This is a genomic window from Polaromonas sp. Polasp52 (assembly GCF_059491565.1).
On sequence record NZ_CP168513.1, the window covers coordinates 920,206 to 945,635 of the forward strand.

A 25,430-nucleotide genomic window follows, 5' to 3' on the forward strand; every position below is an offset into this window, starting at 1 on the left:
ACCCGCCCCCTGCCGGCCAACAGGCCGCAGCCATGGCGACACATGCCTGACATGTCCGGCGGATACAACCGCTGGCACCAGTCACTCGCAAGGATTCGTCTCATGCTGCATGCCAATCGCCGCGGTTTTGTCATGGGCCTCATGGCCACCGCCTCGATCACTGCCGTCAAGGCCCAAACCCAAACCCCAGCCGCCGCCCGCAGCCTGCCGCCCCTGCCCGCGGGCGAAGCGCAGGCCATCGCCACCGACCGTGGCTACTGGGCGGCCGTGCGTTCGCTCTACACCGTGACACCCAAAACAGTGAACCTGGAAAACGGCTACTGGGGCATCATGGCCGACCCGGTGCGCAGCGAGTACCAGGCCAAGACCGACATGGTGAACCGCGAGAACTCCTACTACGCGCGTTCGCAGTTCGACGGCGACGCGGGCGAGGCCCGCAAGCTGCTGGCCGCCGCCGTGGGCGCCGCCCCCGGCGAAATCGCCTTCACACGCGGCGCCACCGAAGCCCTGCAGCTGCTGATAGGCGGCTACAACAAGCTCAGCCCCGGCGACAGCGTGCTGTTTAGCGACCTGGACTACGACTCCATGCAGTACGCAATGAACTGGCTCAAGGACAGGCGCGGCGTGAATGTGGTGAAGTTCAACATCCCCGAACCCGCCACGCGCGAAGCCGTGCTGCAGGCCTATCGGGACGCCCTGGCGAACAACCCCAAAACCAAGCTGTTGCTGCTCACGCATGTGAGCCACCGCACCGGGCTGGTGATGCCGGTGGCCGAGATCGCCGCCATGGCCAGGGCGCGCGGCGTGGACGTGGTGCTGGACGCCGCGCATTCCTGGGGGCAGATCGACTTCAAGGTGGCGGACCTCGGCGTGGACTTTGTCGGCTTCAACCTGCACAAATGGATAGGCGCGCCCGTCGGCCTGGGTTTTATGTACATCGCCAAAGGGCGCCTGGCCGACATAGACCGCGCGATGGCCGACGAGGACTGGCCGGCCGACGACATCCGCTCGCGCGTGCACAGCGGCACCTCCAATTTCGCGGCCCTGCTGACCCTGCCCAGGGCGCTGGCCCTGCATGCGGAAATCGGCCCCAAGGCCAAGGAGCTGCGCCTGCGCTACCTGCGCGACTACTGGGTCAGCCGCGCCCGTGAATTCAAGGGCGTGGACATCCTGACGCCGGACCAGCCCGGCATGGCCGCGGGCATCACCTCCTTCCGCCTGGCCGGCAGGAGCACTCCGGACGACTACAAGGCGCTGGTGGCGCAGCTGCGCGACAGCTACGGCGTGCTGACGGTGCGCCGCACCGGCGTGGCCAGGGGGCCTTGCATACGCGTGTCGCCGGCGCTCTACACCACCGAGGCCGACCTGGACCGCCTGGTCTCGGCCTTGAAGGCCTTGGGCACGGCCTGAGCCGGCTTGCCGGGATTTGCCCCCCTTGAATTGCGAGATGCCGGTGTGCGCTCAATTCATGGAGTGGGCAATAGGAGCGCCCGGCGCGCTCGCTTTACCTGGGTTCGCGTGACACATTCCTTCGCGTGGTCATTGATCAGCCCCACGGCTTGCATGAAGGCGTATACGGTAGTCGGCCCCACGAACTTCCAGCCCAGTTTTTTCAACTCCTTGGACAACGCCTGTGACGCCGCCGAAGTCGAAATGGTTTGCGGCTCCGCAAGCTGCGTGGCCTTCGGCTCGCGGCTCCAGAAAAAGGATGCCAGCGAGCCTTCGCGATCCACCAACGCCTCGGCCATGCGGGCGTTATGAATCACTGCCTCGATCTTCCCGCGATGACGCACGATTCCGCTGTCGGCGAGCAATCGCTTGACATCACGTTCATCAAAGCGGGCAACACGCCGGTAGTCAAAGTTCAGGAAGGCCGCTCGGAAATTCTCGCGCTTGGCGAGAATGGTGCGCCAGCTCAGGCCTGACTGGAAGCCCTCCAGGCACAGCTTCTCGAACAGGCGCAGGTCATCGGTGACCGGAAAGCCCCATTCAGTATCGTGGTAATGGAGGAACTCCGGGGCGGCGGCACACCAACGGCAACGTGGCTGTCCATCGGGCCCTGGAAAGATCGCATCCATGTCAAGCGTGACCCAGCAGGAACTGCAGACGTTCGTCGGTCCTGTTGAGGGCTATTTCCGCAATTTCGGCCTCGACCACGTTTTCCGCCACAAAGGGATCGAGCGCCACACGCGCTTGCAGCGCTTCGCGTGTGGTGTTGTGCGCCAGAACCATACCGCCCTGATTACCTGCGAGGCTACCCGTCGCAAGAAAGACCTCATCGTCGAACCCTTGGCCTATCCAGCGCTTGTGCTCCGCCATGTGCTGCGCCGCCTGGCCCTTGTTGCTTGAAAACCTGAGAAAAATACAGAACATGAACAACCCTCTTGAAGTGATGACTAGCGCGAACCGCTTGAGACGGCCTTTTTTGCGGTGGCACAAGACCGGACCCAGGCTGTCATGAGGTCCACCTCATGCCGCACGAAGTCTTCGTCGTGCAGAGACTGCGCCAGCACAGCCACACCCTGGCTGCGCGCCAGGAGATGCAGGGCAAGGGCATCCGCGTCTTTGCCGCGGCCCATTTCCTGGAACTGGCCTCGCAGCCACACCCGGAAGATATCCAGGATGGCATCGGCGTCACCCTGCCCCGGATGCCCGAGCTTTGCCAGTTCCATGCACAGGGTGCCGACCGGACAGCCGTGGCGCATGATCTTGGACTGATTGCGTATCAGCAGGGTAACGAAGAGCTGGATGCGACCCTGCGCGCTTTGGCCATCGGCCTCCCATTGCGCCAGCATCGCGCGCGTGCGCTTGAGCCGCTCGGCAATAACTGCCGCCAGGATTTCATCCTTGGTCTTGAAGTGATGGTAGAAGTTGCCCCGCGAAATCTTCACGGCATCCGCAATGTTCGAGAAGGATGTGTGTTCGAACCCTTGCTCATAGAACAAGGTGTCTGCAGCTTGGACGATGCTGTCGCGGGTCGGTGTGGCCATGAATAAGGCAATGAATCTGAATTTCGCGGAATTCTAGGACGGTCATCCTAATTCGTCAATTGCAGATCGGCAGAATCCCGGCGTATTCATCGCGGGCCGGATAGTCGTTCTTGATGCCGAAGTCCGGCGTTTGGACTAACTCGCCGGAGTTCGGCCGTTGACAGAAGCTTTCACGAAACTTACATTGAAGCCTCGCACGGAGGCTTTATGTTTGATCCCTCTGATCCTTCCAACCCTTCTTCAACACCAGTCCGGTCGCTGTACTGGCACCACATCACGCTGGCCCAGCTGCAGCGTGTCAAAGACTGGCGCGAGGCGCAGCGGGGGGCGCACCCCCTTGAATGCCAGATCTGGGAAGCGGTGCTGACCGCCTGGCTCATGGGCTGGACGGGCTGGCTGCCGGCCTACGCTTTTGAGGCGGCCTGGGCTTACCCGCTGTGCGTGCTGGGCATACTGGCGCCGCGCCTGTATGTGTATGCCAGGGCGCGCGCGCACCTTGCGCGGCGTCTCAGGTGTGACTGGCTGGAATTGGTCGTCTGAACTAGAGTGGTGGGATGAATGCTCCTACCCCACCCTCCCTGACCTGCTTCACCCTCAACACCAGCCATCACATCGCCCACCTGGTGCTCAACCGCCCCGAGGCGATGAACACCATGCACCCGATGTTCTGGCGCGAGCTGGACGCGGCGCTCACGCATATCCACCAAAGCGGCGAGGCGCGTGTATTGGTGATCTCGAGCACCGGCAAACATTTCAGCGCGGGCATGGCGCTGGAGACCTTTGGCAGCGAGATCGCCTTGGACGACAGCAGCCCCGAAGGCCGTGCCGCCATCTTCGACCTGCTTGCCGGCATGCAAGCCACCTTCAGCAAGCTCGAGAGCCTGCGCATCCCGGTGATCGCGGCCATCCAGGGCGGCTGCATAGGCGGCGCGGTCGACATGGTGACGGCCTGCTGCCTGCGCTACGCCACGGCCGACGCGTTTTTCTGCATCCAGGAAATCAACATCGGCATGGTGGCCGACGTGGGCACCTTGCAGCGCCTGCCCAAGCTGCTGCCGCTGGCCGTCGTCAAGGAGCTGGCCTACACCGGGCGCCGACTGCCCGCCGCCAGGGCGCAGGGCTATGGCCTGGTCAACGAGGTGTTTGAGTCCAGCGAAGCCATGCTGGCCGCCGCCATGCAGTGCGCGAACGAAATCGCCGCCAAGCCGCCGGTGGCTGTCTGGGGCACCAAGCAGGCCGTGCACTATGCGCGCGACCACTCGGTGGACGACGCGCTCAAACAGATGGGCTGGCTGCAGGGCGCGATCTGGAGCAACGCGCATGTGCGCGAATCCGTGACGGCCATGAAGGAAAAGCGCGCGGGGCAGTTCCCGGGGCTGACGCCGCTGAAAAACTTCAGCGAGTTCGGGCAGTAAACGCAAGCCGCCTATTGGCGCGCGGTGCGCACGCTGGACGGCAGCGCCTGCGGGTGGCTGGTGCGGAAGGGATTGATGTCCAGCCCGCCGCGGCGCGTGTAGCGCGCATAGACCGAGAGCTTGAGCGGTTTGCAGCGCGTCCAGATGTCCATGAAGATGCGCTCCACGCACTGCTCATGGAATTCGTTGTGGTTGCGAAAGCTCACCAGGTACTGCAGCAGGCCTTCCTGGTTGATCTGCGGTCCCGCGTAGCGTATCTGCACGCTGCCCCAGTCGGGCTGGCCGGTGACCAGGCAGTTGCTTTTGAGCAGGTTGCTGGTCAGGGTTTCCTCGACGGGCGGCTCGTCGAACTCGGCGAACAGCAGTTCGGGCGCGGGCTGGTAATGGATGCACTCCACGTCGAGGCGATCCAGGTTCAGGCCGTCGAGTTCATGCACGGGTTCGCGGTCGAACAGCTCGGGGCCCAGGGTGGTGATGCCTACGCCGGTGCCGACCACGGCATTGAGGTCGGCGCGTATGCGTTCGCGCACCTCGCGCGCGTCGGCAAAACGCGTGTTGTTAAAGCTGTTGAGGTAGAGCTTGAAGGACTTGCTCTCGACGATGTTGGGCGACTCGCAGGGCACGGTGATGTGGGCCAGCGCCACTTGCGGCTTGCCGCGCAGGTTGAGCCAGCTCAGCTCAAACGCCGTCCACAGGTCGGCGCCGAAAAACGGCGGCGTGCCGGTGACGCCGATTTCGGCGCGCTTGCCTTCGCGCGGGATAGGGAAGAGCAGCGAAGCGTCGTACTGGTCGATATAGGCCGAGGTCTTGCCCAGCTGGGATTGTTCAGGGGTGTTCATGTGGACTCGATTGTCTTCTAACCCGCAGTTGTGGCCCTGAAGTGGGGAATCAAGAGGGCCAATAAACGCTCCACCACCCCGGGCGGCAAATCATGGCCCATGCCTTCAATGCTTTCAAAGCGCGCGCCGGGAATGCGCCTGGCCGTGTCCTGGCCGCAGGCCATGGGCACCAGCGGGTCGGCGCAGCCGTGCACCACCAGCGTGGGCGCCCTCACCTGGGCCAGCGCCGCCGCGCGGCTGCTGTCGGCGGCAATCGCCACCATCTGGCGCACAACGCCCTGCGGGTGGAAGCTGCGCCGCGCCGCGGCGGCGACTTTTTCGCGCAGCTCGGCGTCGGGCGTGGGAAAGCCGGGGCTGCTTATGGCCTTGAGCAGCCGCGCGGTGTGGTCCACCGCAGCCTGCACGCCCTTGCCCGGGCGGCTGAGCAACACACGCGTGACGGCCGGGCTGGCTTCGGGCAGGCCGCGCGCGCCGCTGGAGCTCATGATGCTGGTCAGGCTGAGCAGGCGCGAGGGCGCCAGCACCGCCACGCGCTGCGCGACCATGCCGCCCATGCTGACGCCCACCACATGGGCCTTGGCGATGTGCAGCGCATCGAGCACACCCACGGTGTCGGCGGCCATGTCCTGCACGCCATAGGGCGGGCGTATGCGCCAGCCCAGGCGGAACTTGAGCCCTTCCCAGAGCAGGCTGGGCGAGCCCAGGTGATCGAAGTGCTGCGACAGGCCTATGTCGCGGTTGTCAAAGCGCAGCACCCGAAAACCCGCATCGGCAATCGCCTGCACCATGGCCGGCGGCCAGGCGATCAGCTGCATGCCCAGGCCCATGATGAGCAGCACCACGGGCCGGCCGGTGGAGTCGCCGGGGTGGGTGTCTTCGATTTCGATATCGATGTTGTTCGCTTTGATCTTCATGAGGCATTATGGTCTTCGCCCCTCAAAACGCATCAATCTCGCGTCGCCTACGTGTCTCGATATCCGCTTTCAATCTGCGTCATCTGTGGACAAGAGAATTCATCCGCAGATTACGCAGATTTGCGCAGATAAGACATTCATGAGGCAAGGTGGTCTGTCAAACAAACTCTCTTTCGCGGAGCCACTTGGTGGCAATCCATTTTTCGCCTGATTTCACCGGTTCGCCGCCATGCAGTGTCAAGCTGGTGGGATGGGCCAAGGCATAACTGAAAAACACCGCACTGCCCTGCTGCGGCCGCACACGCAGGCCTATGTCGGGGAATACCGTGGCGCCGCCCTCCTCGGGCTCGCGCAAATACATGATGAGGCTGGCCACGCGCTGGCCGCCGCGCCGCAGTATGGCCGCGGTGCCGGGCTCGCCGGGGTCGAAGTAGTCGTAATGCGGCTTGTACTCGGCGCCGCGCCGGTAACGCAGCACCTGCAGCCCTTCGCCGTTTCGCACCGGCCAGTTCAACAGCCTGGCGACGCGGGCCTCGATGCGGCGAATCGCCTCGTTCTCGCCGCGCGTGTAAAACATGCCGTGGCTGGTGCGGTCGTGGTTGAGCTCTTCGCCGCCGGTGCGTATGTCCACGGTCAGCGAGCGTGCCAGGCGCGATTCGGCCGCCGCGATGAGTGCCTCGCATTCTGCGGCGCTGAGCAGGTTGTCGAACACCCAGAGTTCGGGCGCGCTGCGGTGTTCGCGCACCGTCACCCACTTGTCGCCCGCGTCCACCATGGCGCCTGCGGCGTCGGCCCGGACACGGGGCACGGCCTGCGCGGGCTGCGGCAGCGCTGCTTCGCCGGCGGCCTGCAAGCCCAAGGCCCGGTTGGCGGCGGCGGCATGCCAGCCGGCGTCCAGCAGCGCCTGGAAAACCTCGTGCTGCCCATGCCCGGCCGCGAGCTGCTGCGCCACCCAGTCCTGCATCTCGCGCGTGATGGCCTGGGTTTGCATGGTGGCGGGCTGGGGGGCGTGGCCTCAGGCGGCCTGTTTGCGCCGGAACACCAGCCGGTCGGGTTCCGAGGCCTTGGGGTCGAAGCGGTAACCCTCGGCGTCAAAGCTCTCAAGCTTTTTGACCGTGGCGATTTTTTTCTCGATCGCATAACGCAGCATCAGGCCGCGCGCGCGTTTGGCGTTAAAGCTGATGATTTTGTACTTGCCGCCCTTGAACTCCTCGAACACGCAGCTCACCACGCGCGCTTTGAGCACCTTGCGGTCCACAGCCTTGAAGTATTCCTCGCTGGCCAGGTTGATGACCACGGGCGTGGTGTCGGCGGCGGCGCGTTCATTGAGGTAGTCGGAGATTAACGAGCCCCAGAACTGGTAGAGATTTTTGCCCTGGGGCGTGGCCAGCGCCGTGCCCATCTCGAGCCGGTAGGGCTGCATGCGGTCCAGCGGCCGCAGCACGCCGTAAAGGCCGCTCAGGATGCAGACGTGGTCCTGCGCCCAGTCGAGTTGCGCGGCGCTCAAGGTCCTGGCGGCGAGGCCGCCATACACATCGCCGTCAAAGGCCAGCGCGGCCTGTTTGGAGTTTTTTGCGGTGAATCTGGGCGACCAGGCCTGGTAGCGCGCCACGTTCAGGCCCGCGAGCGCGTCCGACAGCTTCATCAGGCTGCTGATCTGCTGCGGGGTCTTGGTCTTGAGCACTTCAATCAATTGCGCCGACTGGCGCGTGAACAGGGCTTGGGTGTGGGTGTCTACGTGCGGCGGCGTGTCGTAGTCCAGCGACTTGGCCGGCGAAATAAGAAACAGCATGCTTTGAGTTATTAAGGCGAAACCCCCACTTTACGACAGCCGGGTTGCACTTCCGGCCGCGAACGGCAAAGTCCCCGGCTAATGCAGATCGCTGGCCAATGAAGCCAAGGTCTCCGCGGGAATGCTCACATGCGCCGGGTAATGTGTATGGTCGCAGCCGAGCTTGACGCCGGCGCCGGCTTTGACCGCCGCGCGCATGGCCGGGTCCAGCTCGAAGCGCACAAAGTGCACGGCCGAGGTTTTTTCGTCGTTCTCGCGGTCCATGTCTTCGTCGGCGATGGCATAGACACGGGCATGGCCTTCGACCTCGATGAACATGCGGTCTTCCACACCGATCAGCCGGGCCAATTCACGTTTTCGCTCGCTGACGTCGGGGTACTCCAGCATCAGCGTGCCCTTCCAGTTGGTCCCGTCGGGCATCAGGGGGGCGTAGGCCTCTATCTCCTGCTCTATGCCTTCCTCTTCAAAGATTTTCTCTATGCGCAGCATCTCCTGGATCTGGTAGCGGATGCTGGTCTCGCTTTCAAACTGCAGGTTGACATGCTCGCCCAGACGCACGCTGCGCAGCTTGCGGTGGGCGATGATGGCGGGCTTGTTCTCCTTGCGGTATTTGCTGTAGGCCTCCAGCGTCATCAGGGATTCGCGGGTGATTTTTCCGATGGTCTTCATGGCGGCGTCCTGCTGGTCGGGGCTTATTTCAGGCCGTAGGCCGTGCGTATCAAGGTGAGCGGGTGTTTTTGCTGCGGCGCGCCCAGGCTGTTGACCTCAAAGCCCTGAGCGATGTGGTGGCCGCCCAGCGGGCAGTCGCTGCTGATGACGTCGGGCAGGCCGCCGTCCTTGTGGCTGGCCATGGCCTTGAACAGCGGCTTGCCGATTTTCATGGCCTGCTGGTGGTAGGGCACTTTCACGCCAAAGGTGCCGGCATGGCCGGAGCAGCGCTCATGCGTGTGCACGCTGGTGCCGGGCACCATCTTGAGCATCTCCTCGGTCTTCTTGCCGATGTTCTGCACGCGGCCGTGGCAGGGGATCTGGTAGCTGATTTTGCCCAGCGGCGTGGGAAATTCCGTCTTGAGCAGGCCGTCGCGCCTGCGCGCCATCAGGTATTCGAACGGGTCCCACATATGTTCCTTGACGAGCTGCACCTCGGCATCGTCGGGGTACATCAGCGGCAGCTCCTGCTTGAACATCAGGGTGCAGCTGGGCACGGCGCTCAGGATGGCGTAGCCCTCTTTTGCGTATTTCACCAGCACGGGGATGTTGGCCTCCTTGCTGGCGTTGACCGAGGCCAGGTCGCCGAGCTCCAGCTTGGGCATACCGCAGCATTTTTCCTTTTCCACCAGCACATAGGGCACTTCGTTGTGGTCCAGCACCTTGAGCAGGTCGTGGCCTATGCCGGGCTCGTTGTAGTTGATGTAGCAGGTTGAATAAATGACCACCTTGCCGGGCGTCTTGGCCCCGTCCTTGACGGCATGCGGCGGCGATTCGGGCGCGCCCGAGCGGAATTTCTTCGTCGCCAGGTCCGGCAGCCAGGCGTTTTTGTCCACGCCCAGCACTTTTTCCATCACGGCGCGCGCCGGTTTGGTCTTGTTGACCGCATTGGCCACCTGGACCACGATGGGAATGCCGGCGAACTGGCCGTGCACGTCGGTGGACGACAAAAACCTTTCACCGGCGCCGACCTCGCCCTTCTTGAACTTGATGGCCTTGGCGCGCAGCATGGTGTGGGGAAAGTCGAGGTTGAACTCGTGCGGCGGCACATAAGGGCACTTGGTCATGTAGCAGAGGTCGCACATATAGCACTGGTCGACCACTTTCATGTAGTCCTTCTTGTCCACGCCGTCGACCTCGCCGGTCTTGCTTTCGTCGACCAGGTCAAACAAGGTGGGGAAAGCGCCGCACAGGCTCACGCAACGGCGGCAGCCATGGCAGATATCGAAGATGCGCTCCATCTCGTGCAGGGCCGCTTCTTCGTGATAGAAGTCCGGGTTTTTCCAGTCGATCGCGTGGCGCGTGGGCGCCTGGAGGTTGCCTTCTGTGGCCATGCTTGCCTCTTCTTTTCGGTTTCTCGTGGGGTTTGGGGAAAGGCTCTCGCGCGTAGCCTTTTCCAAAACCCGCCACGCCTTGCGGCGCAGCGAGGGACGGCTTAATCGACCAGTTCGGCCAGCGCTTTTGAATAGCGATTGGCGTGTGAGCGCTCGGCCTTGGCCAGGGTCTCAAACCAGTCAGCCACCTCATCATGGCCTTCGTCGCGCGCGGTCTTGGCCATGCCGGGGTACATGTCGGTGTACTCGTGGGTTTCGCCGGCGACGGCGGATTTGAGGTTGTCGCGCGTGCCGCCGAAGGGCAGGCCGGTGGCGGGGTCGCCGCACTGCTCCAGCCATTCGAGGTGGCCGTGGGCATGGCCGGTTTCACCTTCCGCGGTGGAACGGAACAGCGCGGCCACATCGGGCTGGCCTTCAACGTCGGCCTTGTTCGCGAAATACAGGTAGCGGCGGTTGGCCTGCGATTCGCCGGCAAATGCGGCTTTCAGGTTCTCTTCCGTCCTGGAGCCTTTGAGAGCAGCCATGGAAATCTCCTTCGTGGGTTGATGGATGAACAAATCGCCAATGCTTCAAGCCCCCGTCGCCAAAGTCCAGGTGCGAAGACCGAAGACCAGGACACCTTAGACCCGTTCAGCCGCTTCGTCTAATTGCCGGAATCAATGCATGGAATTGATAAAAACTATCTGCATAAAGTCATTAATAATTATTTTTAATTACAAAACATGCCGCCATGGCACCCGCTCCCCGAGAGCGGCCAGGCCCGCGCATTAATTACGTTATGGTAGATTGATTACGAATAGGTAAACAGAACAAGAGGCGCAGACCCATGCCGGAGACAATGCAAATGCCCGACAAGATGCCCGCCGCGCTGGCCGCCACCTTCACCAACGGCTATGAATTCGCCCAGGGCGCGGGTTATGCCCTGCCCGAATACCCTTTTGTGGAGCCGCCGGAGCTGCGCACGGGCGAAATCAAACGCCACGCCGTCGCCATCGTGGGTGGCGGCATCACCGGGCTGACGCTGGCCTGCGCGCTGGCGCAGTACGGCGTGCGCGCCGTGCTGCTGGACGAGGACAACACCGTGGGTGTGAAGGGGGCGTCCTCGCGCGGCATCTGCTATGCGCAAAAAAGCCTGGAAATCTTCAAGCGCCTGGGTATTTACGAGCGTATCGCGGCCAGGGGCGTGCAGTGGAGCGTGGGCCGCACCTTCGCGGGCAAGGACGAGGTCTACGCCTTCGACCTGCGCCAGCAGCAAAGCCATTCGCTGAGCCGGCAGCCGCCCTTTATCAATATCCAGCAGTTTTATGTCGAGGGCTTTCTGGTCGAGCAGCTCTACAGCCCCGCGCCCGAAGACCGCCCGGTCGACATCCGCTGGAGCCACCGTGTCACCGGCTTTGAGCAGAACGCGGACTTCGCGACGCTGCAACTCGAAACGCCGGCCGGCGCCTACGTCCTGGAAGCCGAACATGTGATCGACTGCAGCGGCTCGCGCAGCCCGTTTCGTGCCTGGTGCGGCGCCACGGTGACGGCGCAGCAGGGTGACGACCGCTGGTGCATTGCCGACGTGCGCTTCAAGAATCCGCCGCCGGCGGAGCGCCACACATGGATAGAAGCGCCCTTCAACGAGGGCCGCGCCGTCTGGCAGCACCTGATGGCCGACGGCGTCTGGCGCATCGACTACCAGATGCCGCCGCAGGCCAAGCCCGAGGAGGTCAGCCGAGAGGACGTGGTGCGCGCCCGCCTCAAAGCGCAGTTCAAGAGCCAGTCGGGCCAGGCTTTGGACGACAGCGACTACGAGATCGTCTGGGTCGGCCCCTATGCCTACCGCAGCGAATGCCTGGACAGCCTGCGCCACGGCCGCGTGTTTTTCGCCGGCGATGCCGCCCATGTGATGAGCCCCTTCGGCGCGCGCGGCGGCAATTCGGGCGTGCAGGACGCCGACAACCTGGCCTGGAAGCTGGCCGCCGTGCTGCAGGGCCGCGCCGCGCCCGCCCTGCTGGACAGCTACCACCACGAACGCCATGAGGCGGCCACGCACAACGTACGGGTCACCAACCGCACGGCGCGCTTTTTGCGGCCGGCCGACGGCGCTGAGCGGCTGTTTCGCAGCGCGGCGCTGGGCCTGGCGCGCGAGCATGTGTTTGCCAGACAGCTCGTCAACACCGGCCGCATGTCCACGCCCAGCCACTACACGCACTCCAGCGCCTGCGGGCCGGCCGGCGGGCGCGCGACACAGAACGTGGGTTTTGCCTGGGCCGACGGCCGCCCCGGCGAACTGCTGGACCTGCTGGGCTGGGCCCACGGCCGTTTGCTGCTGCTGAGCTTTGGCGATGTCTCCGCCGCCGCGCTGGCGCGCCTGGCGGCGCTGTCGGTGGAGGCCGGCCTGCGCTGCGTGCAAGTGGTCAGCCCCGGCGAGAAAGCCGCGGCCGTGGAGCATGTCATCGACGAGCACGGCCACCTGCAGGCGACCTGCCATGTCTTCGGCCATGCTTGGGCGCTGCTGCGGCCCGACGGCCATGTGGCCGCCACCGGCGAGAGCGTGGACGCCTCGCTGGTCCATGCGGTGGCCGCCGCGCTGGGCGCCGGCACCAGCGGAAAGGAAACCCCATGAAAACCGACAGCCCCCTGAGCACCCGCCTGCATTTTCAGGACGCCGATGCCTTTTACGAGTGCCTGCTGGACGCCCACCGGGGCCTGAGCCGCGAGGAATCCGAGCTGCTCAATGCCCGGCTGATCCTGCTGATGGCCAACCAGCTGGGCGACACCGCCGTGCTGCGGGCCTGCGTGGCGGCAGCCGCAAAGACCGCGCCCGCGCCGGGATAGGCGAGGCCCAGCGGCCGCGGGCCGCCCAGTCGAATAAAATCGGGGCAGTTTCCCCCAACCCCAAGGCGGCATCCCCTCGATGCCGTTTTTCATTGCCCCCATGACCAACGCTGCCGCCCCCGCCCCTGCCGATACCGCCACTCCCGCCGCGGAGGCCGTCAAAGTCCCCACACCGGGGCTGGACAGCCTGGCCAAATCCTTCGAGCCGGCCGCCATTGAAAGCCGCTGGGGCCCCGAATGGGAGCAAAGCGGCCAGTACGAACCCACGCTGGACGCGGCCAAGCCTTCGTTCTCCATCCAGCTGCCGCCGCCCAACGTGACGGGCACGCTGCACATGGGCCACGCCTTCAACCAGACCATCATGGATTCGCTCACGCGCTACCACCGCATGCGCGGCCACAACACGCTGTGGGTGCCCGGCACCGACCACGCCGGCATCGCCACGCAGATCGTGGTGGAGCGCAAGCTGCAGGGCGAAGGCAAGAGCCGCCACGACCTGGGCCGCAAGAACTTCGTCGCCAAGGTCTGGGAGTGGAAGGAAGAATCCGGCACCACCATCACGCGCCAGATGCGCCGCATGGGCGACTCGGTGGCCTGGAAGCACGAATACTTCACCATGGACCCGAAGATGTCCACGGTGGTCACCTCGACCTTTGTGAAGCTCTATGAGCAGGGCCTGATCTACCGCGGCAAGCGCCTGGTGAACTGGGACCCGATCCTCAAGTCCGCCGTGTCCGACCTGGAAGTCGAGAATGAAGAGCGCGACAGCTTCATGTGGCACATCGAGTACCCCTTCAGCGACGGCCCGCAAAAAGCCGCCGACGGCACGCCGCTGCGCGGCATGCACATCGCCACCACGAGGCCCGAAACCATGCTGGCCGACGGTGCGCTGGCGGTGCACCCGGACGACGAGCGCTACAGGCACCTGGTCGGCAAGATGGTCGACCTGCCGCTGTGCGACCGCCAGATCCCGGTGATCACCGACGACTACGTGGACCCGGCTTTCGGCAGCGGCGTGGTGAAGATCACCGGCGCGCACGACTTCAACGACTACCAGGTGGCCCTGCGCCACGACCTGCCGCTGATCACCATCTTCACGCTGGACGCGAAGATCAACGAAAACGGGCCTAAGCAGTACCAGGGCCTGGACCGCTACGACTGCCGCAAGGCCGTGCTCAAGGACCTCGAGGAACAGGGCTTCCTCGAAAAAGCCGTGCCGCACAAAAACATGGTGCCGGTCTGCGCTCGCACCGGCGCGGTGGTCGAGCCCATGCTGACCGACCAGTGGTTTGTCGCGCTCAGCAAGGTCAGCGAGCAGGACCCGACCGGCAAATCGATCGCGCAAAAGGCGCGCGACGCCGTGAGCAGTGGACAGGTCAAGTTTGTGCCCGAGCAGTGGGTCAACACCTACAACCAGTGGATGAACAACATCCAGGACTGGTGCATCTCGCGCCAGCTCTGGTGGGGCCACCAGATCCCGGCCTGGTACGACGAGGACGGCAAGGTCTATGTCGCCACCAGCGAGGAAGAAGCTCAGAAACAGGCGCCCGGCAAAAAACTCACGCGCGACGAAGATGTGCTGGACACCTGGTACTCGTCGGCCCTGGTGCCCTTCTCTTCCTTGGGCTGGCCCGATAAGACCAAGGAACTGGACCTCTTCCTGCCCTCCAGCGTGCTGGTCACCGGCTACGACATCATCTTCTTCTGGGTCGCCCGCATGATCATGATGACCACCCATTTCACCGGCCAGGTGCCTTTCAGGGACGTGTACATCCACGGCCTGGTGAAGGATGCGCAGGGCAAGAAGATGAGCAAGTCCGAAGGCAATGTGCTGGACCCGGTCGATTTGATCGACGGCATCGAGCTCGCGCCCCTGCTCGAAAAGCGCTCGCAAGGCCTGCGCAAGCCCGAGACCGCGCCGCAGGTGCGCAAGAACACCGAAAAGGAGTTCCCCGCGGGCATTCCGGGCTACGGCGCCGACGCGCTGCGTTTTACCTTCGCCTCGCTGGCCAGCCTGGGCCGCAGCATCAACTTCGACAGCAAGCGCTGCGAGGGCTACCGCAACTTCTGCAACAAGCTCTGGAACGCCACGCGCTTCACGCTGATGAACTGCGAAGGCCAGGACTGCGGGCTCGAAGAACACACCAAGGAACAATGCGCGCCCGGCGGCGAGTTCCACAACTACCTGAGCTTCTCGCAGGCCGACCGCTGGATCTCGTCGACCATGCAGCGCGTGGAAGCCGACGTGGCCAAGGGCTTTGCCGACTACCGCCTGGACAACGTGGCCGGCAGCATCTACCAGTTTGTCTGGGACGAGTTCTGCGACTGGTACCTGGAAATCGCCAAGGTGCAGATACAGACCGGCAACGACGCGCAAAAACGCGCCACGCGCCGCACGCTGATACGCCTGCTCGAGGCCATACTGCGCCTGGCGCACCCGGTGATTCCTTTCATCACCGAAGAGCTGTGGCAAACCGTGGCGCCCATCGCCGGCAAGAGCGGCAAGTTCATAGGCACCGCGCCCTACCCGCAAAGCCAGCCCGAGAAGATCGACGAAAAGGCCGAAGCCCATGTCGCCAAGCTCAAGACCCTGGTGGACGCCTGCCGCAACCTGCGCGGCGAGATGAAGGTCTCGCCGGCCACGCGCCTGCCGCTGTTCGTGCTGGGCGATGCAGCCTTCATGAACAGCGTGGCGCCGGTGCTCAAGTCGCTGGCCAAGCTCAGCGAAGTGAAGGTGTTTGAAGACGAAGCCAGCTGGGTCGCCGCGGCACAGTCAGCGCCCGTCGCCATCGTCGGTGAAGCGCGTCTTTGCCTCTACATGGAGGTCGACCTCGCCGCCGAAAAAATTCGCCTGCAAAAGGAAGAGACCCGCCTGGTGGGCGAGATCGCCAAGTCCGAGACCAAGCTCGCCAACGAAGCCTTCGTCAACAAAGTGCCGCCGGCCGTGCTGGAGCAGGAACGCAAACGCCTGGCCGACAACCAGGCGGCACTGGCCAAAATCCGCGAGCAGCTGGCACGGCTTAAATAAGCGCGAACGCCGCCCACAAAAAAGCCCCGCTTACCGGGGCTTTTTTATCAGCGGGTGTCCCGTCATCAGCGGACGGTTTCGGGCTCTGACCATTGCGAGGGCGGAACGCTCCCCGGCATCTCCAGGTCCATGGGCGCACTCGGCAACTGGTCCATCCCGCTGTGCTGCGTGCTGATGGCTTCATGCATGCGGTGCGCCACATACCAGCTCGAGCGCAGGCGCGCCTCGCGTGTGTGCGAGCCCAGGCGCGGCGTGACGAACAGGTTCTTCAGGCCCTTGAGCGGCGAAGTGTCGCCCAGGAAGCTGGCTTCGGCGCCGTCCAGGATGCAGGCCTCGATGCGGCCGTCGCACAGCGCCGCGGCCAGCGCGGCTTCGTCAAACAGCTCGCTGCGGCTGATGCCCACCCACAGCTGGTTGCGCCTGCAGGCGGCCAGCAGTTTTTCATTCACAAAACCGCGAAAACGCGTGGCGTACAGCATCTGCACCGAGACCGCGTCGGCCTGGCTGACAAGCTCAGACAGGGACACCGGCTGTATGCGCAGGCGCTCCCAGATGGGCGCCGTGTGGTGCACCGCCGGGTCGTAGCCTATGAGGCGCACGCCCAGGCCGTTGAGCATGCCGGCCAGGGTGTGCGCCGTCGGTGCCAGGCCCAGGATGCCCACGGTGCTGCCGTGCAGTTCGCGCCCCATCTGCGTCGTCGGGTGGCGCCGCCCCATCAGGGCCGAGACCAGGCCGCGGCGATACAGCAGCAGCAGGCTGCTCAGCAGGTATTCGGCATTGGAGCGCACGTTGGCGCTGCTGGCGTGCACGACCTTGATGTCGCGCTCCTTGCAGGCCTCGAGGTCGGTGTTGTCCGTGCCCACATGCAGGCGGCCCACGGCCTTGATCTTGGGCAGGAAGTCGAGGAACTCGCGTGTCACCACGGTCTGCCGCGGGAACACAATGCCCTTGGTCTTGTAGGCGATCTTGCGCAGCGAAGTCAGGTCGTCGGCGAGCTCGGGGTGGTAACCCACGCTGTGGCGGGTTTCCAGCCAAGCCATTGCCTCGGGCACCAGCGCGTCAAGAAGTAAGATGTCCACCCAGTGAGTCCTTTTTTCCCGCAGACCGCAATTCGCGCGGTTTGACCACGTCAAGTCGAGCCTTTGTCCGACCTGAGTCATGTATCAACAACGCAACACTCTAGTCTTTTCCCCGATCAAAGTCGATGCAAAAATTTACATTACACAAAGCTGTATTCCCGGTTGCCGGCCTTGGCACCCGGTTTCTCCCGGCCACCAAGGCCCAGCCCAAGGAAATGCTCCCCGTTGTCGACAAGCCGCTGATCCAATACGCGGTGGAAGAGGCTTACGCGGCAGGCATCCGTCACATGATTTTTGTGACAGGACGCAATAAACGGGCCATAGAGGACCACTTTGATACTGCTTACGAGCTCGAAAACGAGCTGGAGGTAGCTCAAAAGCTCGCTTTGCTGGATTTGGTGCGCTCCGTCCAGCCCGAAGACATGAACTTTTCCTATGTGCGCCAGCCCCGCTCCCTGGGCCTGGGCCATGCCGTGCTGTGCGCCGAACACCTGGTCGGCCAGGAGGCTTTCGCCGTGCTGCTGGCCGACGACCTGATGGTCGGCCCCAAGGGCGGCAAACCGGTACTGGCCCAGATGGCCGAGCAGTTCAAAGAGCTGCAGCAGTCCATTCTGGCGGTGCAGGAAGTGCCCCAGGACCAGACCCGCCGCTACGGCATCGTCGAGACCGACGGCGGCGCCAGCGCCGGCCTCATGAAAGTGAAAAAAATCGTCGAAAAACCGGCGCCCGAAGTGGCCCCCTCACGCATGGGCGTGGCCGGCCGTTACATCCTGACGCCGGCGATTTTTGAGCACATCCGCAGCCAGAAGGCCGGCGTGGGCGGTGAACTGCAGCTGACCGACGGGATCTCCAGCCTGCTCGACAAGGAAACCGTTTACGCCCTGCAGTACGAGGGCAAACGTTATGACTGCGGCAGCAAGGAAGGCTTTCTGGAAGCCACCGTCGAGCTGGCGCTGCAGCACCCCGAGGTGGGCGTGCACTTCCGCAATTACCTGGACAACCTGCAGATAGGCTGGTCGGGCCGGGAACGCCGCAAACAGGCCTGAAAACCTGGGCGCCCGGCGGCGCCTCAACGGTACTTAACGCCGTTTCAGGACGTGGATAAAGTCGCTGCCGGCGACCTGCTGCTCGACCAGCTCGTTGCCGGTCTGCTTGGCAAAGGCCTGGAAATCGCGGGTCGAGCCGGCATCGGTGGACACCACCCGCAGCAGCTGGCCGCTCAGCATTTCCGTCAGCGCTTTTTTGGCTTTCAGGATGGGCAGCGGGCAGTTCAGGCCGCGGGTGTCGAGTTCTTTGTCGATGTTCATGAAAATCCTTGGGTTGCCGCGATTTTAAGCAAAGCGTAAAGGCCCTTTTGCCCGGTTATACCCGGCCTCATTCGGCTTCATTCACCCCTACCCGCCTCCGGCTCGACCTTGCTCAGCACGGTGGCCCAATCCACAAACTCCGGCTCATGGCCCCGCGTGCGCAGCCAGTCAGCCAGCGCATAGCCGGTGCCGGCGGGCCAGCATTTGAGCTTGTCCAGGTCGTACAGCCGGTAATCCACCAGCTCGGGCGACAGGCTGACCTCCCCGGTGCAAACCGCGTGGTAGGCGATGATGACCTGGTTCATGCGCTGGAAGTCGTAAACGCCTATCAGGTCCAGCGAGCTGGTTTCCAGGTTGGTTTCTTCCTTGATTTCGCGCTCGATGCCGCCCTGCGGCGTCTCGCCCGCCTCCATAAACCCCGTGATCAGCGCATACATCTTGCCCGGCCAGGCCGCATTGCGCGCCAGCAGCACCTGGCCGTGGTATTCGATCACTGCGGCCAGCACCGGCGTGGGGTTGTTCCAGTGGGTGAACCCGCAGGCCGGGCAGCGCAGGCGCGCCTTTTCACCGCCGTCCTCCATCTGCGACATCATGGCCAGAGGCGTCGCGCAGTTCGGGCAAAACCGGAATTCATGGGTCATGGCAGGCGATCAGAAGGGAAAATAAAAGAAAGAAAACGCGGCCACCGCTATTTTTTCAATAGCGGCAGGCCCTCGTCAGTTGGGCGTCAAGCCGGAAACACGCCGGTAGACAGGTAACGGTCGCCGCGGTCGCAGACCACAAACACGATCACCGCGTTTTTCACGGTTTTGGCGATTTCCTGCGCCACCCAGAGAGCGCCGGCGGCCGAGATTCCGGCAAATATGCCTTCCTCGCGCGCCAGGCGCCGGCACATGTCTTCGGCGTCGGCCTGGCTGACCAGCACCAGTTCATCGACCTGGCGCGGGTCGTAAATCTTGGGCAGGTACTCCTGCGGCCACTTGCGGATGCCGGGGATGCGCGAACCCTCGCTGGGTTGGGCGCCAATCACCTTGATGGCCGGATTTTTCTCTTTCAGGTAGCGCGAAACCCCGGTAATCGTGCCCGTCGTACCCATGGCACTGACAAAATGTGTCACCTTGCCTGACGTATCTGTCCATATTTCGGGGCCCGTGGTCTCGTAATGGATGCGCGGGTTGTCGGCATTCGCGAACTGGTCCAGCACCCTTCCCTTGCCTTCTTTCTGCATCTGGTCGGCCAGGTCGCGCGAGTATTCGATGCCCGCGCTTTTGGGCGTGAGGATCAGTTCGGCGCCAAAAGCCTTCATGGTCTGGGCCCGCTCGATGCTCAGGTCCTCGGGCATGATCAGGACCATCTTGTAGCCCTTGATCGCAGCCGCCATGGCCAGGGCAATACCCGTATTGCCCGAAGTGGCTTCGATCAGCGTGTCGCCCGGCTTGATGTCGCCGCGCTCCTCGGCGCGCTTGATCATCGAGAGCGCCGGCCTGTCCTTGACCGAACCGGCGGGATTGTTGCCTTCAAGCTTGCCGAGGATCACATTGCCGCGTGCGGCGTTCTCGGCGGCGTAAATACGTTGCAGCGCGACCAGAGGCGTCTTGCCAATCGCGTCTTCAATGGTGGGATAGTTCATGACCACACTGTGCCATAATTTGAGGCTTCGCTCATTCCAGCCCGGGTGGTGAAATTGGTAGACGCAGGGGACTCAAAATCCCCCGCCGCAAGGCGTGCCGGTTCGATTCCGGCCCCGGGCACCACATCCCGAAAGCCGTCTCATGACCCTCGTTCATGGACGGCTTTTTTGTTTTTTCATCCACGGCGGCGGGCAACACCACGTTGTCATTTTCCGCAGCCGGATTTTTGACCCTGCCGCTTGCAACGCCATTTAATAAGGCGCATTCTTCAAACGCGGTCGGCCCCTTTTTTTCGTGTGCCCCCAGCCCTCTCGCCGCGTCTGGAGTCCATCATGTGCAGCTTGCGTCATTGGCTCTGTCTCCTTCTCTCCAGCACTTTGCTGCTGGGCACGGCCCACGCGGCCACGGCACCGCCACCTGCGGCGCAGGCCATGATCGATGCGCTGAACCGGGCCACGGCGGCGGTGGTGGGCGTCAAGGTCACGGCGATGGAGGACGCGCGCTCCGCCGAAACCCTGGGCCTGCGGCGCGCGGGCTCGGGTGTGCTGATCAGCCAGGACGGGCTGATCCTGACGATTGGCTACCTGATGCTGGAGGCCGAGCAGATCGAGGTCGTGACCCAGGACAACCGGACACTGCCGGCCCGCGCCGTGGCCTACGACCTGGCCACGGGTTTCGGCCTGCTGCGCCCGCTACTGCCGCTGCGCAATGTGGCGGTGGCGACGCTGGGCAGCGGCAGGGACCTGCAGCCGGGCGAGCCGCTGATGGCCGTGACCGGCCCGCAGCCCGATGACGACGGCGACGTGAGCATGACGCGGCTGGTCAGCCGGCGCGCGTTCTCGGGCAGCTGGGAATACCACATCGAATCGGCCCTCTTCACCAGCCCGCCGGTGCTGGCCAGCGGCGGCAACCACAGTGGCGCGCCGCTCTTCAACCAGCGCGGCGAACTGATAGGCATAGGCTCGCTGTTCGTGTCGGATGCAACCAATGAAAACCGCCGCCTGCCGGGCAATATGTTTGTGCCGGTGGATTTGCTGCGCCCCATACTCGCGGAGCTGCAGCGTTCGGGTTACAGCGCCAAGAGCCGCAGGCCCTGGCTGGGCATCACCTCCAACGACCAGGGCGGGCGCATACAGATATTGCGCGTGAGCAAGGAAAGCCCGGCGGAGCTGGCCGGGCTGTCGGCGGGCGATGTGGTGCTGGCGGTGGACGACGCGAAGGTCGCGACGCTGGAGGCCTTTTACAAAAAACTCTGGGACCATGCCGCGCCCGACGCGGAAATCCGGCTCACGGTGCTGCAGGGCGCCGAGGTCAAGACCATCGTGCTGCGCGCCCAGGACCGCATGCTGACGCTCAAAAAGCCACCGGGCATCTGAATCAGGCTAGGCTGGGAGCGGCGCTGTACGGTGCAAGTCCCGGCCTATCGCCTGGAAGTGCAGCGCAGCCGACGGCGCGGCTTCAGGCTCTGCGTCCAATTTAAATTCATCGACCGCCGCCTGCAGCTGCAAGGTCTGCTCGGCCAGCGAGGCGGCCGCGGTGGAGGCCTGCTCGACCAGCGCGGCGTTTTGCTGCGTCGCCTTGTCCATCAGCACCATGGCCTGGTTCACATGCGCGATGCCGTTGCTCTGCTCGACCGAGGCGGCGGAGATCTGCTCGAGCAGGCTGCTCACGCGCTTGACGGCCTGCACGATGTCCTGCATGGTGCGGCCGGCCTGGCCGACCAGTTCGGAGCCGCTCTCGACATGCGCGACGGAGTCCGCGATCAGCGCCTTGATTTCGCGCGCCGCCCCGGCGCTGCGCTGCGCCAGGCCGCGCACCTCGCTGGCCACCACGGCAAAACCGCGGCCCTGCTCGCCGGCGCGCGCGGCTTCCACGGCGGCGTTGAGCGCCAGGATGTTGGTCTGGAAGGCGATGCCTTCGATGACGGCGATGATGTCCACGATTTTTCGCGAGCTGCCGCTGATGGCCGCCATGGTGTCCACCACCTGGGCCACCACCGCGCCGCCGCGCTCGGCCGTGCCCGATGCGGTGGCCGCCAGGCCGCTGGCCGAACGCGCATGCTCGGCGTTGAGCCTGACGGTGGAGGTCAGCTCTTCCATGCTGGAGACGGTTTCTTCCAGCGAGGCCGCCTGCTCTTCGGTGCGGCGCGACAGGTCGGCGTTGCCGGCCGCGATGTCGCCGGAGGCCAGGGTGATGGAATCGGTGGAGGCCTTGATGCGGCTGACCAGGTCGGTCAGCGTGTCTTCCATGTCGCCCAGGGCGCCCAGCAGGCGGCCGAAATCGCCGCCGCGCTCGGTGGAGAACTCCTGGCTCAAGTCGCCGGCGGCCACGGTTTCGGCGATGTAAATCGCTTCATTGAGCGGCTGCGCGATGCCGCGGCCCAGGCGCCAGGCCACGGCCACGCCCACCAGCAACGCAGCCAACCCCAGGCCCAGCATCCAGCGCTGCGCCGATGCGATGCCGGCCTCGACCGCCTGGCCGCCGGCTCTGGCCTGCCGTGCCTGCGTTTCGGCCAGCGCGGCCAGTTCCTGCTGCAGCTTGCCCAGCGACGGCGCGGCCTCGCCGGCCCAGGCGCGGACAGCACCCTCGCGGTCGCCGGTTTCGATCTGTCTTGCCACCTTGGCCAGCGCCTGCGCATAAGAGGCCTGCACGCCGCGCACGCTTGCCAGCAAGGCCTTTTCTTCCGCTGGCGGGGTGCCGGCTTCCAGCACCGCCAGGGCATCCGTCATGTTCTTGTCGCCAATCGCAATTTGCCGGCGCGCGGCGCCCGCCAACGCGGGATCCGCCGCGAGGGACAGCTCCAGGGTGGCGCGCGCATTGGATTGCGACCAGCTGCCCAGCGCTGCCGCGGCGCCGGCGCGCGACCAGGCATCGCCGCTCAGGTCGCGGCTGAAGGCGCCGGCGGCAGCCAGCTGGCCCAGCCCCACCGCCATCAAGCCGCCCGCCAGCAGCAATACCAGCCCAAAGCCCGCGCCCAGCCGCGTGCTGATTTTCAGATTGTCCAGTTGCATGGTGTGTCTCCTGCAAGCCGCTTCCGCCTGAAGCGGCGGGAGAGGGCTTGCTCATGGACGGTATCAAGAAAGGCTGCCCTGCTTGCGGCCGAACAGGGCGCGAAACAGGGCTTTGTTTATTGAATTGATTGGTCGGGGTGCTGACCGGGTCTTGCGCCGGCGGGCGCGCTCTCCCCCCTTCTCTCCTTCTCCTCTCTTCGTCTTTCTGCTTACTCTGCTGAGGCTTGCTGGCCGGGGGTAGCCCGGCAGCTACTCACTTTTCTTTTGCTTCGCCAAAAGAAAAGTAAGCAAAAGAAAAGGCGACCCTGGTTCCTGCGTCCCTCCGCTTCGCTACGGGCAACCTGCGGTGCTCGGTCCAGCCGGGGTCAAAAACAACTCGCCTTCGGCTCAAACAAGTTTTTGCCCTGATCCGTCTGGCCCTGCGCTCCTCGGCGCATCCACAAGGGGTGGGGACAGGAATACCAAACAGCCAAATACCTAAACCCACAAGGACACGCCTTGGCGTGTCCTTGTTTGTATTTGTTTTCTTTGTCTTTCGGTATTTGGTTCCCGCTCCCGATTGCCCCGTCCTGGCTGGGCCGAGGAGCGCAGACGTAGGCGGATCAGGGATCGCGCTTGTCTGAGCCGAAGGCGAGTTTGCGCGAGACCCCGCCGTAGTCGAGCACCGCAGGTTGCCCCGCAGCGCAGCGGAGGGGACCCAGACTGCGGGTCGCCTTTCTTTTGCTTACTTTTCTTTGGCGAAGCAAAGAAAAGTAAGTCGCCCGCCGGGGCGAGACCCGGCCAGCAGAACCAAGAAGAGGAAAGAAGAGGGTGAAGAGGGAGAGCGCGCAAGGCCGGAGCAAGACCCGGCCGCAAGAACCTCAGAACCGGTAAGCCAGCTCCGTCCACATCCGCATAGCGTCGGGCGCCTTGACCAACTCGGGCGCGGTGCCCAACGGTGAAGCCAGGTAGGCCCGGGCCCGCCACTGGTTGTAGCCGCTCCAGTCGAGGCCGACGCCGGCGCCGCTGAAGGTCGCGGTGTTGGTGCCGGGGGTCCAGGGGCGCTGGTTGACCTTGAGGTAGGCCCCGTCCCAGAAGGCCAGTGCCTGCAGCCTTCCGCCGCCGACCGCGCCCAGGTCGTAGCGCAGCTCTATGCTGCCGCGGTAACCCGCATCGCCCGACAGCGCGCTGACGTCGTAGGCACGCACGGAATAAGGCCCGCCCACCGACATTTTTTGCGAGGAGTCGAGGTTGGTGTTGGCCCACTGGCCGGCCCAGGACACATACAGCGAGCCCCTGTCGCCCCAGCGCTGCAGGCGGGAGAAATTCAGGTTGGTCTTGGAGAACCAGCCTTCTGTTCTGGCGCTGGCCGCATCGCTCAGCCGGGCTTCCGCGACGTCGAAGCCCAGCCGGCCGCGGGTCCATGCCAGGCTCCAGATGTTGATGCCGCCGGACAGCAGGGTGTCGCGCCAGTCTCCGCTCAGGCTCGAAGTCCAGCTGCCCAGGTGCCGGTCCGTCTTCATGCCCGCCATGTCGATGCGCTCGCGCAGCTGCAGGTTGTCGTACTGGACCTGGCCGTAAACATTGGCCGCCTGGCTGCGCAGCAGCGGGTGCCTGCCCCAAAGGCTTTCGGTTTCGGCCGAGCCATGCGCGCCCAGCTCCTGCAGCGATCCGCCGATTTTGTAGTTCAGCATGGAATAGGCGGCCCCGCCGCGCGTGCCCTGCCCGTTCAACAGGGATTCGTAGCTCACGCGGCCGTAGTTGACCCCGGCGCCTGAACTCAGGCCACTCACACCCAGGACATCGCCACGCCGCAAGGGATTGTTGAAGAACACCGTGCCGCCGAGCCGGCCCCTGCCGGTATAGCTGTTGCCGTAGTCGTCCAGTACCAGGCTTCCGGAAGTCCCCGGGCCGGGCGTGGCCTGGATCACCAGATCGGAGCTGCCCAGCCCTTCGCCGGGCCTTAAGGTGGCCTGCACCATCACGCCGGGTATGTCCGACATCAACAGCAGTGACCTGTCGAGCAAGGCCTGCTCGACCGGCTGTCCGCCCTGCAGCGGCGCGGCCGTCGCCTGCAGCAGGAGGTCGTTCACGCGCGTCTGGTTGTCTATGCCGACCTTGCCGTAGCGCGCCTCTATCACCAGAAAGCGCACAACGCCCGACGAGATCACCTGCGCGGGCACCACGGCTCGCGCGAAGCTTTGGCCCCGGCCGCGGTAGTACCTGCTGATGCGTGTCGCCATTTCATCGAGTTGGTCGAGCGTGAGGGTTTTGCCTTCCGCGTCGGCCACCAGTCCATGCAGGGTGTCCGTCTCGACCAGGGTGTTGCCGAGGATCTGGATCGATTTGACGTCCACTGAAACCGGTGGACGTACGGGCGGTGCCGGGGCATTTTCCTGGTTGTTGAGGGTCGGCGCTTCCCCGCGGGGCGGCGGCGCGAAAGGCTGGGACGGCTGGACCTGCTGCAGGATGGTGCCGATATCGACCGGCAGCGGATCAGCCGCGTGAGCCGTGAACAGGGGCGCGGCGGCCAGCAGCAGTGCTGCGTGCTTCGCGGATACGTAGCATTTCATGAAATAG

24 protein-coding genes and 1 tRNA gene are annotated in these 25,430 nt (G+C 64.3%); 9 read left to right on the forward strand and 16 right to left on the reverse strand.

The features are described from left to right. Positions 1–102 precede the first annotated feature (102 nt). Positions 103–1,410: an aminotransferase class V-fold PLP-dependent enzyme gene (locus tag ACEN9P_RS04390; protein ID WP_477661215.1), complete on the forward strand. Its 1,308-nt coding sequence runs from the start codon at positions 103–105 to the stop codon at positions 1,408–1,410. Positions 1,411–1,466: 56 nt separating this feature from the next. Here ACEN9P_RS04390 and ACEN9P_RS04395 read toward each other — a convergent pair whose 3' ends face one another. Genes ACEN9P_RS04395 through ACEN9P_RS04405 form a run of 3 tightly spaced genes read right to left on the reverse strand, consistent with a single transcriptional unit; the run spans position 1,467 to position 2,990 of the window. Then, positions 1,467–2,078, reverse strand: a complete 612-nt coding sequence (locus tag ACEN9P_RS04395; protein WP_477661216.1) for a DNA-3-methyladenine glycosylase I — start codon at positions 2,076–2,078, stop codon at positions 1,467–1,469. 1 nt (position 2,079) lies between these two features. Further along, positions 2,080–2,373 (reverse strand): YciI family protein, encoded by a 294-nt coding sequence (locus ACEN9P_RS04400; protein WP_477661217.1) that lies wholly within the window; start codon positions 2,371–2,373, stop codon positions 2,080–2,082. Positions 2,374–2,396: 23 nt separating this feature from the next. Beyond that, entirely contained in the window at positions 2,397–2,990 is a 594-nt protein-coding gene (locus tag ACEN9P_RS04405; protein WP_477661218.1) for a TetR/AcrR family transcriptional regulator, read from the reverse strand. A 207-nt stretch (positions 2,991–3,197) separates the two neighbouring features. Between ACEN9P_RS04405 and ACEN9P_RS04410 the strand changes: the two genes are divergently transcribed. Together ACEN9P_RS04410 and ACEN9P_RS04415 are read left to right on the forward strand one after the other, a co-directional pair. Further along, entirely contained in the window at positions 3,198–3,530 is a 333-nt protein-coding gene (locus tag ACEN9P_RS04410; RefSeq protein WP_477661219.1) for a hypothetical protein, read from the forward strand. Between the two features lie 14 nt (positions 3,531–3,544). Then, positions 3,545–4,405, forward strand: coding sequence for an enoyl-CoA hydratase-related protein (locus ACEN9P_RS04415; protein WP_477661220.1), 861 nt, complete (start codon positions 3,545–3,547; stop codon positions 4,403–4,405). An 11-nt stretch (positions 4,406–4,416) separates the two neighbouring features. Here ACEN9P_RS04415 and queF read toward each other — a convergent pair whose 3' ends face one another. The 7 genes from queF to ACEN9P_RS04450 all read right to left on the reverse strand — a co-directional run bounded on the left by queF (position 4,417) and on the right by ACEN9P_RS04450 (position 10,516). After that, positions 4,417–5,244, reverse strand: a complete 828-nt coding sequence (gene queF / locus ACEN9P_RS04420) for an NADPH-dependent 7-cyano-7-deazaguanine reductase QueF (RefSeq protein WP_477661221.1) — start codon at positions 5,242–5,244, stop codon at positions 4,417–4,419. A 17-nt stretch (positions 5,245–5,261) separates the two neighbouring features. Further along, on the reverse strand, positions 5,262–6,158 hold the full coding sequence (locus ACEN9P_RS04425; RefSeq protein ID WP_495621206.1) for an alpha/beta fold hydrolase: 897 nt from the start codon (positions 6,156–6,158) through the stop codon (positions 5,262–5,264). A 157-nt stretch (positions 6,159–6,315) separates the two neighbouring features. Next, a complete protein-coding gene (locus tag ACEN9P_RS04430; RefSeq protein WP_495621207.1) occupies positions 6,316–7,149 on the reverse strand; it encodes a 2OG-Fe(II) oxygenase in 834 nt (277 codons plus the stop codon). 24 nt (positions 7,150–7,173) lie between these two features. Next, on the reverse strand, positions 7,174–7,950 hold the full coding sequence (gene yaaA / locus ACEN9P_RS04435; RefSeq protein ID WP_477661224.1) for a peroxide stress protein YaaA: 777 nt from the start codon (positions 7,948–7,950) through the stop codon (positions 7,174–7,176). A gap of 78 nt (positions 7,951–8,028) precedes the next feature. Next, positions 8,029–8,619, reverse strand: a complete 591-nt coding sequence (locus tag ACEN9P_RS04440; protein WP_477661225.1) for a DUF3501 family protein — start codon at positions 8,617–8,619, stop codon at positions 8,029–8,031. A 23-nt stretch (positions 8,620–8,642) separates the two neighbouring features. After that, positions 8,643–9,992, reverse strand: a complete 1,350-nt coding sequence (locus ACEN9P_RS04445; RefSeq protein WP_477661226.1) for a (Fe-S)-binding protein — start codon at positions 9,990–9,992, stop codon at positions 8,643–8,645. A 101-nt stretch (positions 9,993–10,093) separates the two neighbouring features. Then, positions 10,094–10,516 (reverse strand): rubrerythrin family protein, encoded by a 423-nt coding sequence (locus ACEN9P_RS04450; RefSeq protein ID WP_074580377.1) that lies wholly within the window; start codon positions 10,514–10,516, stop codon positions 10,094–10,096. 320 nt (positions 10,517–10,836) lie between these two features. Between ACEN9P_RS04450 and ACEN9P_RS04455 the strand changes: the two genes are divergently transcribed. The 3 genes from ACEN9P_RS04455 (at position 10,837) to ACEN9P_RS04465 (ending at position 15,843) form a co-directional block, all read left to right on the forward strand. Continuing rightward, positions 10,837–12,603 (forward strand): FAD-dependent oxidoreductase, encoded by a 1,767-nt coding sequence (locus ACEN9P_RS04455; RefSeq protein ID WP_495621208.1) that lies wholly within the window; start codon positions 10,837–10,839, stop codon positions 12,601–12,603. Further along, positions 12,600–12,815 carry a DUF2783 domain-containing protein gene (locus tag ACEN9P_RS04460; protein WP_477661228.1) on the forward strand — a complete coding sequence of 72 codons (216 nt, stop codon included), beginning with the start codon at positions 12,600–12,602 and terminating at the stop codon, positions 12,813–12,815. Before ACEN9P_RS04455 ends, ACEN9P_RS04460 begins: the two co-directional genes overlap by 4 nt. A 79-nt stretch (positions 12,816–12,894) precedes the next feature. Then, entirely contained in the window at positions 12,895–15,843 is a 2,949-nt protein-coding gene (locus tag ACEN9P_RS04465; protein WP_495621209.1) for a valine--tRNA ligase, read from the forward strand. Between the two features lie 65 nt (positions 15,844–15,908). Here ACEN9P_RS04465 and ACEN9P_RS04470 read toward each other — a convergent pair whose 3' ends face one another. Next, the gene (locus ACEN9P_RS04470; protein WP_495621210.1) at positions 15,909–16,922 is read right to left on the reverse strand and encodes an NAD(P)-dependent oxidoreductase; all 1,014 of its coding nucleotides are present in this window, start codon (positions 16,920–16,922) and stop codon (positions 15,909–15,911) included. Positions 16,923–17,047: 125 nt separating this feature from the next. Here ACEN9P_RS04470 and galU point away from each other — a divergent pair, with 125 nt between their 5' ends. Beyond that, a complete protein-coding gene (gene galU, locus ACEN9P_RS04475; protein WP_477661231.1) occupies positions 17,048–17,968 on the forward strand; it encodes a UTP--glucose-1-phosphate uridylyltransferase GalU in 921 nt (306 codons plus the stop codon). 33 nt (positions 17,969–18,001) lie between these two features. On the opposite strand, the gene ACEN9P_RS04480 is transcribed toward galU, so the two are convergent. From ACEN9P_RS04480 to cysM, 3 genes are all read right to left on the reverse strand, one after another. Then, entirely contained in the window at positions 18,002–18,229 is a 228-nt protein-coding gene (locus ACEN9P_RS04480; RefSeq protein WP_007867181.1) for a sulfurtransferase TusA family protein, read from the reverse strand. Between the two features lie 77 nt (positions 18,230–18,306). Next, positions 18,307–18,870 carry an NUDIX hydrolase gene (locus ACEN9P_RS04485; protein ID WP_495621211.1) on the reverse strand — a complete coding sequence of 188 codons (564 nt, stop codon included), beginning with the start codon at positions 18,868–18,870 and terminating at the stop codon, positions 18,307–18,309. An 86-nt stretch (positions 18,871–18,956) separates the two neighbouring features. Further along, entirely contained in the window at positions 18,957–19,859 is a 903-nt protein-coding gene (gene cysM / locus ACEN9P_RS04490; protein WP_007867183.1) for a cysteine synthase CysM, read from the reverse strand. A gap of 39 nt (positions 19,860–19,898) precedes the next feature. Between cysM and ACEN9P_RS04495 the strand changes: the two genes are divergently transcribed. Both ACEN9P_RS04495 and ACEN9P_RS04500 read left to right on the forward strand, forming a co-directional pair. Beyond that, positions 19,899–19,983 (forward strand) — tRNA-Leu (locus tag ACEN9P_RS04495). A 209-nt stretch (positions 19,984–20,192) separates the two neighbouring features. After that, positions 20,193–21,236 carry a S1C family serine protease gene (locus tag ACEN9P_RS04500; RefSeq protein WP_477661234.1) on the forward strand — a complete coding sequence of 348 codons (1,044 nt, stop codon included), beginning with the start codon at positions 20,193–20,195 and terminating at the stop codon, positions 21,234–21,236. A gap of 6 nt (positions 21,237–21,242) precedes the next feature. On the opposite strand, the gene ACEN9P_RS04505 is transcribed toward ACEN9P_RS04500, so the two are convergent. After that, positions 21,243–22,871: a methyl-accepting chemotaxis protein gene (locus tag ACEN9P_RS04505; protein ID WP_495621212.1), complete on the reverse strand. Its 1,629-nt coding sequence runs from the start codon at positions 22,869–22,871 to the stop codon at positions 21,243–21,245. A gap of 860 nt (positions 22,872–23,731) precedes the next feature. Next, on the reverse strand, positions 23,732–25,423 hold the full coding sequence (locus tag ACEN9P_RS04510) for a ShlB/FhaC/HecB family hemolysin secretion/activation protein (protein WP_477661236.1): 1,692 nt from the start codon (positions 25,421–25,423) through the stop codon (positions 23,732–23,734). Positions 25,424–25,430: the final 7 nt, after the last annotated feature.

Excerpts from the sequence above, each read along its gene's own strand:
- yaaA (WP_477661224.1), bottom strand. The coding sequence starts at position 7,950 with ATGCTGTTTCTTATTTCGCCGGCCAAGTCGCTGGACTACGACACGCCG.
- ACEN9P_RS04510 (WP_477661236.1), bottom strand. The coding sequence starts at position 25,423 with ATGAAATGCTACGTATCCGCGAAGCACGCAGCACTGCTGCTGGCCGCC.
- ACEN9P_RS04480 (WP_007867181.1), bottom strand. The coding sequence starts at position 18,229 with ATGAACATCGACAAAGAACTCGACACCCGCGGCCTGAACTGCCCGCTG.
- ACEN9P_RS04425 (WP_495621206.1), bottom strand. The coding sequence starts at position 6,158 with ATGAAGATCAAAGCGAACAACATCGATATCGAAATCGAAGACACCCAC.
- cysM (WP_007867183.1), bottom strand. The coding sequence starts at position 19,859 with ATGAACTATCCCACCATTGAAGACGCGATTGGCAAGACGCCTCTGGTC.
- ACEN9P_RS04505 (WP_495621212.1), bottom strand. The coding sequence starts at position 22,871 with ATGCAACTGGACAATCTGAAAATCAGCACGCGGCTGGGCGCGGGCTTT.
- ACEN9P_RS04445 (WP_477661226.1), bottom strand. The coding sequence starts at position 9,992 with ATGGCCACAGAAGGCAACCTCCAGGCGCCCACGCGCCACGCGATCGAC.
- ACEN9P_RS04415 (WP_477661220.1), top strand. The coding sequence starts at position 3,545 with ATGAATGCTCCTACCCCACCCTCCCTGACCTGCTTCACCCTCAACACC.
- ACEN9P_RS04465 (WP_495621209.1), top strand. The coding sequence starts at position 12,895 with ATGCCGTTTTTCATTGCCCCCATGACCAACGCTGCCGCCCCCGCCCCT.
- queF (WP_477661221.1), bottom strand. The coding sequence starts at position 5,244 with ATGAACACCCCTGAACAATCCCAGCTGGGCAAGACCTCGGCCTATATC.
- ACEN9P_RS04410 (WP_477661219.1), top strand. The coding sequence starts at position 3,198 with ATGTTTGATCCCTCTGATCCTTCCAACCCTTCTTCAACACCAGTCCGG.
- ACEN9P_RS04450 (WP_074580377.1), bottom strand. The coding sequence starts at position 10,516 with ATGGCTGCTCTCAAAGGCTCCAGGACGGAAGAGAACCTGAAAGCCGCA.
- ACEN9P_RS04455 (WP_495621208.1), top strand. The coding sequence starts at position 10,837 with ATGCCCGACAAGATGCCCGCCGCGCTGGCCGCCACCTTCACCAACGGC.
- ACEN9P_RS04460 (WP_477661228.1), top strand. The coding sequence starts at position 12,600 with ATGAAAACCGACAGCCCCCTGAGCACCCGCCTGCATTTTCAGGACGCC.
- ACEN9P_RS04440 (WP_477661225.1), bottom strand. The coding sequence starts at position 8,619 with ATGAAGACCATCGGAAAAATCACCCGCGAATCCCTGATGACGCTGGAG.
- ACEN9P_RS04400 (WP_477661217.1), bottom strand. The coding sequence starts at position 2,373 with ATGTTCTGTATTTTTCTCAGGTTTTCAAGCAACAAGGGCCAGGCGGCG.
- ACEN9P_RS04485 (WP_495621211.1), bottom strand. The coding sequence starts at position 18,870 with ATGACCCATGAATTCCGGTTTTGCCCGAACTGCGCGACGCCTCTGGCC.
- ACEN9P_RS04430 (WP_495621207.1), bottom strand. The coding sequence starts at position 7,149 with ATGCAAACCCAGGCCATCACGCGCGAGATGCAGGACTGGGTGGCGCAG.
- ACEN9P_RS04405 (WP_477661218.1), bottom strand. The coding sequence starts at position 2,990 with ATGGCCACACCGACCCGCGACAGCATCGTCCAAGCTGCAGACACCTTG.
- ACEN9P_RS04395 (WP_477661216.1), bottom strand. The coding sequence starts at position 2,078 with ATGGATGCGATCTTTCCAGGGCCCGATGGACAGCCACGTTGCCGTTGG.
- ACEN9P_RS04390 (WP_477661215.1), top strand. The coding sequence starts at position 103 with ATGCTGCATGCCAATCGCCGCGGTTTTGTCATGGGCCTCATGGCCACC.
- galU (WP_477661231.1), top strand. The coding sequence starts at position 17,048 with ATGCAAAAATTTACATTACACAAAGCTGTATTCCCGGTTGCCGGCCTT.
- ACEN9P_RS04500 (WP_477661234.1), top strand. The coding sequence starts at position 20,193 with ATGTGCAGCTTGCGTCATTGGCTCTGTCTCCTTCTCTCCAGCACTTTG.